This window comes from Methanospirillum sp., assembly GCF_028679455.1.
Classification (GTDB): Archaea; Halobacteriota; Methanomicrobia; order Methanomicrobiales; family Methanospirillaceae; genus Methanospirillum.
Map to the genome: position 1 here is coordinate 1 of NZ_JAJRBM010000094.1, position 8117 is coordinate 8117.

9 protein-coding genes are annotated in these 8117 nt (G+C 47.7%); all 9 read right to left on the reverse strand.

Annotated elements, in window-relative coordinates:
• Positions 1-57 precede the first annotated feature (57 nt).
• Positions 58-939, reverse strand: a complete 882-nt coding sequence (locus LUQ50_RS03065; RefSeq protein WP_300036014.1) for a thiamine pyrophosphate-dependent enzyme — start codon at positions 937-939, stop codon at positions 58-60.
• Positions 940-2100: a pyruvate ferredoxin oxidoreductase gene (porA, locus tag LUQ50_RS03070; protein ID WP_300036017.1), complete on the reverse strand. Its 1161-nt coding sequence runs from the start codon at positions 2098-2100 to the stop codon at positions 940-942. It abuts the gene before it with no gap.
• Positions 2101-2364 carry a 4Fe-4S binding protein gene (locus LUQ50_RS03075; RefSeq protein WP_300036020.1) on the reverse strand — a complete coding sequence of 88 codons (264 nt, stop codon included), beginning with the start codon at positions 2362-2364 and terminating at the stop codon, positions 2101-2103.
• Positions 2364-2906 (reverse strand): pyruvate ferredoxin oxidoreductase subunit gamma, encoded by a 543-nt coding sequence (locus LUQ50_RS03080; protein WP_300036023.1) that lies wholly within the window; start codon positions 2904-2906, stop codon positions 2364-2366. Before LUQ50_RS03080 ends, LUQ50_RS03075 begins: the two co-directional genes overlap by 1 nt.
• Before the next feature lie 226 nt (positions 2907-3132).
• Positions 3133-4323: an energy-coupling factor ABC transporter ATP-binding protein gene (locus LUQ50_RS03085; RefSeq protein WP_300036026.1), complete on the reverse strand. Its 1191-nt coding sequence runs from the start codon at positions 4321-4323 to the stop codon at positions 3133-3135.
• Positions 4320-5111, reverse strand: a complete 792-nt coding sequence (cbiQ, locus tag LUQ50_RS03090) for a cobalt ECF transporter T component CbiQ (protein ID WP_300036029.1) — start codon at positions 5109-5111, stop codon at positions 4320-4322. Before cbiQ ends, LUQ50_RS03085 begins: the two co-directional genes overlap by 4 nt.
• A 4-nt stretch (positions 5112-5115) precedes the next feature.
• Positions 5116-5424: an energy-coupling factor ABC transporter substrate-binding protein gene (locus tag LUQ50_RS03095; RefSeq protein WP_300036032.1), complete on the reverse strand. Its 309-nt coding sequence runs from the start codon at positions 5422-5424 to the stop codon at positions 5116-5118.
• Positions 5425-5426: 2 nt separating this feature from the next.
• Positions 5427-6143: an energy-coupling factor ABC transporter permease gene (locus tag LUQ50_RS03100; protein WP_300036035.1), complete on the reverse strand. Its 717-nt coding sequence runs from the start codon at positions 6141-6143 to the stop codon at positions 5427-5429.
• A gap of 174 nt (positions 6144-6317) precedes the next feature.
• On the reverse strand, positions 6318-8117 hold a 1800-nt coding region (locus LUQ50_RS03105), incomplete at its 5' end, for a methyl-accepting chemotaxis protein (protein ID WP_300036038.1).

Consider the following 8117-nt stretch of genomic DNA (forward strand, 5'->3'; position numbering starts at 1 on the left):
AATCAGATTCAGAAAAAAAGAAAAGAACCCATTTTCAGGGATATGTAATATAAGTGTTTAGAGGTCGGTTCCGTACTTTTCTGCATTTGCATCTGCGATCGCCTGAATTTTTGCGATCTCGACATCATTGCGTTGTGGCTTGAAGAGGTGGGCAAACCGCTTCTGTGATTTCAGATACTCATCAACCGGTTTCCGTTTGATCTTCTTGACCTTCTCAATCTTCCCGCCAACCATCTCATAGTTGACCCAGAGTCCACACTCGATAGCCATCTTGGCCAGTTCAATAGTTTTAGACCCGTCAAATCCCCAGCCGGTACAACAGGGGGTATGAATCTGGATATAACACGGACCTTCTGTCTGGACTGCCCGATCTACCTTCTTGATGATATCGTTGGGATAGGCAATTGAACAGGTTGCTACATAAGGGGAGCCGTGAGCGGCAAGAATCTGCGGAAGATCCTTTTTCGGCCGGGTGTTGCCGGTTGAACGTTTGCCCGGCGGTGAGGTGGTTGTGGAAGCATCATACGGGGTTGCCCCTGAACGCTGAATCCCGGTGTTCATGTAGGCCTCGTTATCATAACAGATGTAGGTGATATTGTGACCACGCTCAAACGCACCGCTGATACACTGAATACCAATGTCGAAGGTTGCCCCGTCACCACTGATACAGAGTACATGCTCCTTTCTTCCCTGCTTTTTTAACGCAGATTCAATTCCAGATGCCACAGCTGCAGCATTCTCGAAGAGTGAATGAATCCAGGGAACCTTCCAGGCAGTCTGGGGATACGGAGTTGAGAATACTTCCATACACCCGGTTGAAGCACAGATAATAGAATCAGGACCTGACCCTTTCAGAATCAGGCGGGCGGCTAATGCCGGCCCACACCCACCACAGGCACGGTGTCCACAGTCTACCAGTTCACAGGTCTTGTCTGCCATTCAGATCAACTCCTGACGAAGACCTAAGAAACAATCTCCTCTTCCTGCCTCAATTTCACTGACCATCTTCTTAATATCTGATATGGTTACGTCTCTGCCACCAAGGCCTCCGACATAACTGAGTACAGATACTGAGGAGTCATTGATTGCATCCTTAACTTCATAGCCGACACATCCTTTCATCCGTGCCCCGACAGAAAGATTTTTCTCAAAGACTCCAACCTTTTTAATTCCCTTGAGAGCCTTGGCGATATCTTCTGCAGGGAAGGGCCGGTAGGTAATAATCCGAAGTAGTCCGACTTTCTTGCCATCTGCACGCATTTCGTCGATAGCATCCTTGATGGTGCCGCTGATTGAACCCATCGCTACGATTGCTACTTCTGCATCATCGAGATGGTATGACTCAACCAGATTGCTATAATCACGCCCGAACTTCTGACCGAACTCTTTTCCGACCTTACGGATTATATCAGCAGACCTGGCCATTGCCTTATCGTGTTCATACCTGAACTCCATGTAGTACTCGGGCGTTGCATACATCCCCATACTGAGTGGATTCTTCGCGTCGAGCATATTGTATGGTTTGTAGGGAGGGAGGAAGGCATCGACCTCGGCTTGTGTCGGGATATCCACCGGTTCATACGTGTGTGAGAGGATGAATCCATCAAAGCAGACAAAGACCGGCAGGAGAACCTGATGATCTTCTGCTACTTTGTATGCAATATAATGGAAGTCGTGGACCTCCTGGGCATCCTCGGCATACAGTTGGATCCAGCCACAATCCCGAAGGGAGATTGAATCCTGCATATCGTTCCAGATTGAGAGTGGTGCACCGACAGCCCGGTTTGCAATTGACATCACGATAGGCTGACGCATCCCTGACACATTAAAGCAGACTTCTGCCATGAGGAGCAGACCCTGCGATGAGGTTGCCGAGTAGACACGTGAACCTGCTGCGGATGCCCCCAGACAGGCTGAAAGAGCTGAAAATTCACTTTCCACACAGATATATTCGGCGTCAAGCTCCTCGTCTGCAACCATTTCAGCAAGCCGTTCCACAATATGAGTCTGAGGGGTGATGGGATAGGCTGAAACTACATCTGGTCTGCAGAGCCGGGCTGCTTCAGCTGCTGCATGTGATCCTTCAAGAATCGCCTTCATCTACTTCTCCTCCTTGATCATGGTTATCGCAGCAACAGGACATTCAATTGCACAAAGACCACAGCCTTTGCAAAAGTCGAGATCTGGATCATACTTCTTCTCATTACTGTGGGGATGAACACAACCTTCAGGACAGACCAGCTGGCACATGCCACAGCCGGTACACTTTTCATGGTCATATGATGGTCTGAAAACACGCCATGATCCGGTCTTATTCTCCGGCGACTGTCCTGGTGCTGCTGCACATCCAATACGAAGAGCCATCAGGCACCTCCCTTGATGAGATCAAAGGCCGCACGCGCAGCCGCTACATTCTTATCAGCAAGGGAACCCGAAAACCGTTCACGCACCGCTTCTTCCAGTGCTGCAAGGGTGATCTCCCCACTTGCCGCAGCAAAGGCACCCATCAGGGTTGTGTTGGTGATCGGAACACCAAGGATCTCAAGTGCCATCTTGGTAGCATCGATCTGGATCAGTTTCACTCCTGCAGGAACTGATGAGTCAAGACCTTTCTCAGTGTTTACCAAGACGATACCTCCTTCCTTCACTCCGGAGAAGACATTCACATCCTTTATAAGGGTGCTGTCCTGCACAATGACATAATCAGGTTCATAGATCTGGCTCCTAAGCCTGATCTTAGTATCTGAGAACCGTACAAATGCCTGGACCGGTGCACCACGTCTTTCCACCCCGAAAGCCGGGAAAGCCTGGGAATAAACACCACTTTTAAAGGCCGCTACCGCGATCAGTTCGGCAGCCGTGACCGAACCCTGACCGCCTCTTCCATGTATTCGTAGCTCTCTCAAAGGAAATCCCGAGTATATCTTACACGATTAATCATATAAAACCCAGACATACTGTAAAGATGGCTCCAAAAATCTTTCCGGAGAAATAAAACAGGTTGAATGACTTCAGGGCAATGAAGTTGGAATATCAAAACGGTATCCACCTACGATCTTCAGGATCCATAGCACCGTGATCATGGGAATCGGGTTTTTTTGCATGATCACTCATTTTTAAAAACTTCTTCATTCATAGATTCGCAGGATATAAAGGCTGGTCTGAAGAATTCAGGGGAGTCACGGTGATGGAAGTCCCACTTTCCCGGCCGTACGCTTCGACTCTCCTGATAACCCGGTCCGCCATACTGCTGGTGGTAAGGATCAGGGAGTCCTGCCCTCGTAATGCCCGAAGAATACATTTATCGATAACTCCATAGGTGAATTCAAGGGTCAGTTGCTCCTGACTGGCACGTTGTTTTGCACGGGTTCCCATTGCTCCGATTGAGAGATTCTGGCGGGAAGCAATCCATTCCAGAAGCGGAGGATAACATTCAATATCAACATCACAGACCGAGATGGTCCCCGGTTTTGGAGTGGCGCCGGAATGAATAACCAGATTCTCAATAATGTGAATCATATCAAGAATACTTCGCGGTTTCCGCTCTGGTTGCACAAATCCGCGCCGCCCGAGTTCATGCGAGAGTTCAAGGAGTGTGGGAACTGATAGATGGGCTTTCCTGACATTTTCGGGATTGCCAAATGCCACATCAGGAACGTCCTCCTGAAGAATTTTTCCATCGAGCAGGAGGATAACCCTGTCAGCCCACGGGTATGCGAGTTCGACATCGTGGGTTGAGATGATGACCGTCTTTCCTTCCTGGTTCAACTCATCAAGTAGATCCATGAGATCCTCTGAACCTGAAGGATCGAGATCACTGGTAGGTTCGTCAAACACAAGCACATCAGGATCCATCGCTAATATCCCGGCAATGGCAACCCGTTTCTTTTCTCCTCCGGAGAGATGGTGAGGCGGGCGACGTTCAAATCCCTCAAGCCCGACATGACGGAGTGCCAGCGTTACCTTCTCCCTGATGAGGGTTTCATCATATCCAAGATTCGCAGGTCCAAATGCTACATCCTGATACACAGTCGGTGCAATAATCTGACGATCTGAGTTCTGCAGAACATATCCTACCCTTTTACGGAGCTGGCGAAGGAACGCGGAATCGTAGCATATAGGTTTGTTATCAAAAAGCATCAGCCCCGAGTCTGGCCGGATCATACCATTGAACATCTGCAGGAGTGTGGATTTCCCGACTCCATTCGGTCCTACCAGGGCAATTTTTTCCCCTTTGCGAATATGGAAACTGATCCCTTTGATTGCCTCATTGCTCCCGGGATAGTGATACCTGATGTCACGAGCTTCGAGGATAATATTCATAAAATCGCCCCGACCGGTTGTGTTGCCAGTACCAGTATTCCACAGAGCCCTGTAAGGTATACCAGTACCGGGATGAATGACGACATCTGTACCGGTTCAGTCTGATCCAGTACTGGGAATACTCCGTTGTAACACCGGCAGTCCATCGCATGGATAAGATCCTCTCCTGCACTCCAACTGGAAATAAAGAGCATACCACAAAGCATGGAAAAAGACCGAATTGCCTCTTTTGGCCGGCGGTACCCAAGCCGCATCACCTGTGCCTGCCAGATCTCGACTGTCTGGGAGTAGAAAATAAAGATGAACCGATACACGATCATCATCAGATCGATGAGTTCGATGGGAATGTGAGCCTGTTTCATACCGTTGAAGAGATCCGTCATCGGAGTCGTAAGTACGATAAAAAACAGCGAGACTGAACATCCAAATACCCGACACAGAACCAAAATACTCTCCCGTACTGCTCCGGTGGTAATGGAACAATTGATCCAGAATACCGGAAATTGCCAGATCACATCTCCTCCTCCATGCATAAAGAGGAGGACAATGATGCTCATGATCAGAAAAACAGCAGGACCCAGAAGAATTTTTGCATAGTGGAGGGGAGATAACCTCCCCGGAATTATAAGGATAAGACTGAGCACAATACCTGATACCACTGGTACAACCGGGGAAGGTGACACCAGGCAGATAATGAGAGAACCCAGCGCAAGAAACAGTTTTGTGCCAGGGTGGATATGCCTGAACGTACTCTGTTGTGCAATATGATCCAGGTTGATTTCAATCATAAATTCAGGTAGTTTGTGATGATTTTCTCTGCCCTAGCCAGTACCCGAAGATGAACCCAAGAACGAGTGCCCCAAATGCAGACTGGAGTGCAAAGAGTGTTGCCTCGATCTCAGCAGATGGTGGTTCATACTGGGGGATGAGCGGCTGATATGATTCCACAGGTTTACCGGTCAACTCAGAAATTTTCTGTGAGCCGATATCATCGGATCCACTGAATTCGTGATTCCCACCTGAACTGACGAATAAAAAAATCGCAATGAAACCCAGGATTGCCAAAACTGTTATCAGTTCGAGTTTATAAGTCCCGATCATGATCACCCATCCGTCCGGGTAACCATGCTGCCCTGTTGTTGTGCACGAGAGATCTGGTCTTCTGAAAACACCTGCAATTTTATAAGAATTTCTGGTTTGAGTGCAATAATATACTTAAAGACCAGTGCCAGCACACATCCTTCCACAATCGCGAGTGGTAGTTGTGTCACTGCAAAAATTGCAAAGAACGCTCCGAACGAGGCAATGATCCCACCGACCTGTGACGGATAGGCGACTGCAAGTTCAAATGAGGTGATAACATAGGTTACGAGGTCAGCGACGGCAGTAACCAAAAATACGGTTATATAGATGTTGAGTGAAGAATTTTTGAGGAGACGGTATATTGCATATCCTGCCAGAGGCCCGCCAATCGCCATCGAGACCATGTTGGCACCTAGTGTTGATAGACCACCGTGAGCGAGAAGAAGTGACTGAAAGAGCAGGACAATTGCTCCGATGATCGAGGTGATACATACCCCGAAACACATCGTCGAAAGACCGGTACCGGTCGGATGGGAGCAACTACCGGTCACCGAGGGAAGTTTCAGTGCTGACAGAATGAAGATGAATGCTCCACATACTCCAAGCAGTGGAAGGGTATCCCGATCGTTTCGGATCATCGACCGCAGTTGAATTACTCCCATGAAAAGAAACGGAATGGCGATGATCCACCAGACGACACACCATTGCCAGGGTAAGAAACCTTCCATAATATGCATGTAACAGGGCTCCGGAATCAAAAATATCTAATTTTACAAAAAAAGATTTGTTCTAATCCTATTTATGTGGATCAAAAATAAAAATCCGGAGTTGCCCTCTCACTGGTTCACGAGTTTCTCATTATGATGGCTGCCAGATATTGAATTCACGAACTGATACCAGATGAAAACTCCTCATACCACGAATTTGGACATCTCACGAGAGACTGAATCTGCGATTCCACTCACATTTGAGACGACTTTACTGATCTGCTCAATGGAAGCGGAAGCTTCTTCAGTGGCTGCTGCTGCATCTCCTGCATCTTTAGTCGTGTTATTGAGAAGCTCTGAAACCTCATGGATACTTGCAGTAACTTCTTCCACAGATGCTGCCTGTTCTTCAGAAGCTGCTGCGACATCCATCGCATTACGGGTGATATCATTGATAGATCCTGCAATTTTATGAAAAGCTTCCAGAGTTTCAGTAAGTGATTTACTTCCCAGTTCAACCGTCTCACCAGCATAGGCCATTGCTGCTGTTGCTTTCTCAGCCTTATTTTGCAGGGCAGAGATCATATCTGCAATATCCTCTGCAGACTTGCGTGAATCCTGGGCAAGTGATTTGACTTCTGAAGCCACAACCGCAAATCCCCGGCCTGCTTCACCAGCACGTGCTGCTTCTATCGCAGCGTTCAGAGCAAGAAGGTTTGTCTGATTTGCGATGTCTGAGATAAGCCGGACGATTTTTCCAATATCTGCCATCTGAGAGTTGATCTCGCTTATTATCTGATCAACCTCAGCTGAAGACCGGGTCACTTCCCCCATAGACATTTCTGACTTTTTCGCGAGCTCAATACCCATCTTCGAGAATTCATTAGCCTCTACCGATGAGGTAGAGACTTGTTCTGCACGCTGGGAGACCTCACCAACCGTCACATTGAGATCTTCCATCGCTTTCAATACCTGGATAATTCCATCATTACCAAGCTCAGCACTTCTGCTTACTCCTCCTGCACTATGTGCTATCTGCTGAGCACCGGCAGAAACTTCTTCGATGCTGGCTGTAGCTTCTTCTGCATTTGAAGCAAGATCAATAATCTGGTGGTTAATAATCCCTACCGCTGAACTAACCTGAATACCGATATTATCCAGAGCATTTTTGAACTCGATCCAGTCACCGGCAATCTGTAATGATGAGTCAACGCGGGTTCTGAACTGATAATTCGAATATTCTTTAGAGACTCGAAGAGCCTCTTTTACCGGGCCAATAACACTGTCAAGGGTATCATTTACTCCTTCTACGATCTTGCGATATTCACCCTGATGCCGGGTTGCATCAGCACGAGTTCCTAATTTCCCCGCCAATGCTGCCCCTGCTAACATTTCTGCATCTGAAACCAGTGCTTTCAGATTTTCAATTACCCGGATAAATCCCGGTACAATGAGATCATGCTTCGAGCGACTGCCAATCTTTTTGTAGGATTCAAGTTCAGAAAGATCTCCAAGGCTGATCTTCTGAATTGATGCAGCGACGTGATTTACTCTGTCCTGAACTGTGTTTACTGCAGTCGCAATATCGCCAAATATCCCGGGGTAAGATCCGGTCAACCGAAGAGTATGATCATTATCAGCCATCAACTGCAGAGATTTATTTGCCTGAACTAATCCCTGAAGTCCGTCAATACAGGAGTTAAGGTTATTTTTGATCTCATTAAAATCACCGTTGTATGAGTCGGTTATCTTTGAGGGAATCTCACCTTTAGAGATCCGATCTACATACTCAGCAGCAATATTCAGTGGACCGATCACCGCATCAAGCGTCTGATTGATCCCTTCCACGATTGTTCTGAACTCACCCTGATGCTTGGTTGCATCAGCCCGTGCATCGAGCCGGCCTTCCACTGCCGCGGTGGAGAGCATGGTGGTATCGGTTATCATGAGGGAGATGGCTTCATTCGCATCTTTCAGATCCTTATTGATGACCACAAAGAGAGC

Bases quoted from the DNA above. Each gene is read 5' to 3' on its own strand.
- LUQ50_RS03065 (WP_300036014.1), bottom strand. From the start codon at position 939: ATGGCAGACAAGACCTGTGAACTGGTAGACTGTGGACACCGTGCCTGT.
- porA (WP_300036017.1), bottom strand. From the start codon at position 2,100: ATGAAGGCGATTCTTGAAGGATCACATGCAGCAGCTGAAGCAGCCCGG.
- LUQ50_RS03075 (WP_300036020.1), bottom strand. From the start codon at position 2,364: ATGGCTCTTCGTATTGGATGTGCAGCAGCACCAGGACAGTCGCCGGAG.
- LUQ50_RS03085 (WP_300036026.1), bottom strand. From the start codon at position 4,323: ATGAATATTATCCTCGAAGCTCGTGACATCAGGTATCACTATCCCGGG.
- cbiQ (WP_300036029.1), bottom strand. From the start codon at position 5,111: ATGATTGAAATCAACCTGGATCATATTGCACAACAGAGTACGTTCAGG.
- LUQ50_RS03095 (WP_300036032.1), bottom strand. From the start codon at position 5,424: ATGATCGGGACTTATAAACTCGAACTGATAACAGTTTTGGCAATCCTG.
- LUQ50_RS03100 (WP_300036035.1), bottom strand. From the start codon at position 6,143: ATGCATATTATGGAAGGTTTCTTACCCTGGCAATGGTGTGTCGTCTGG.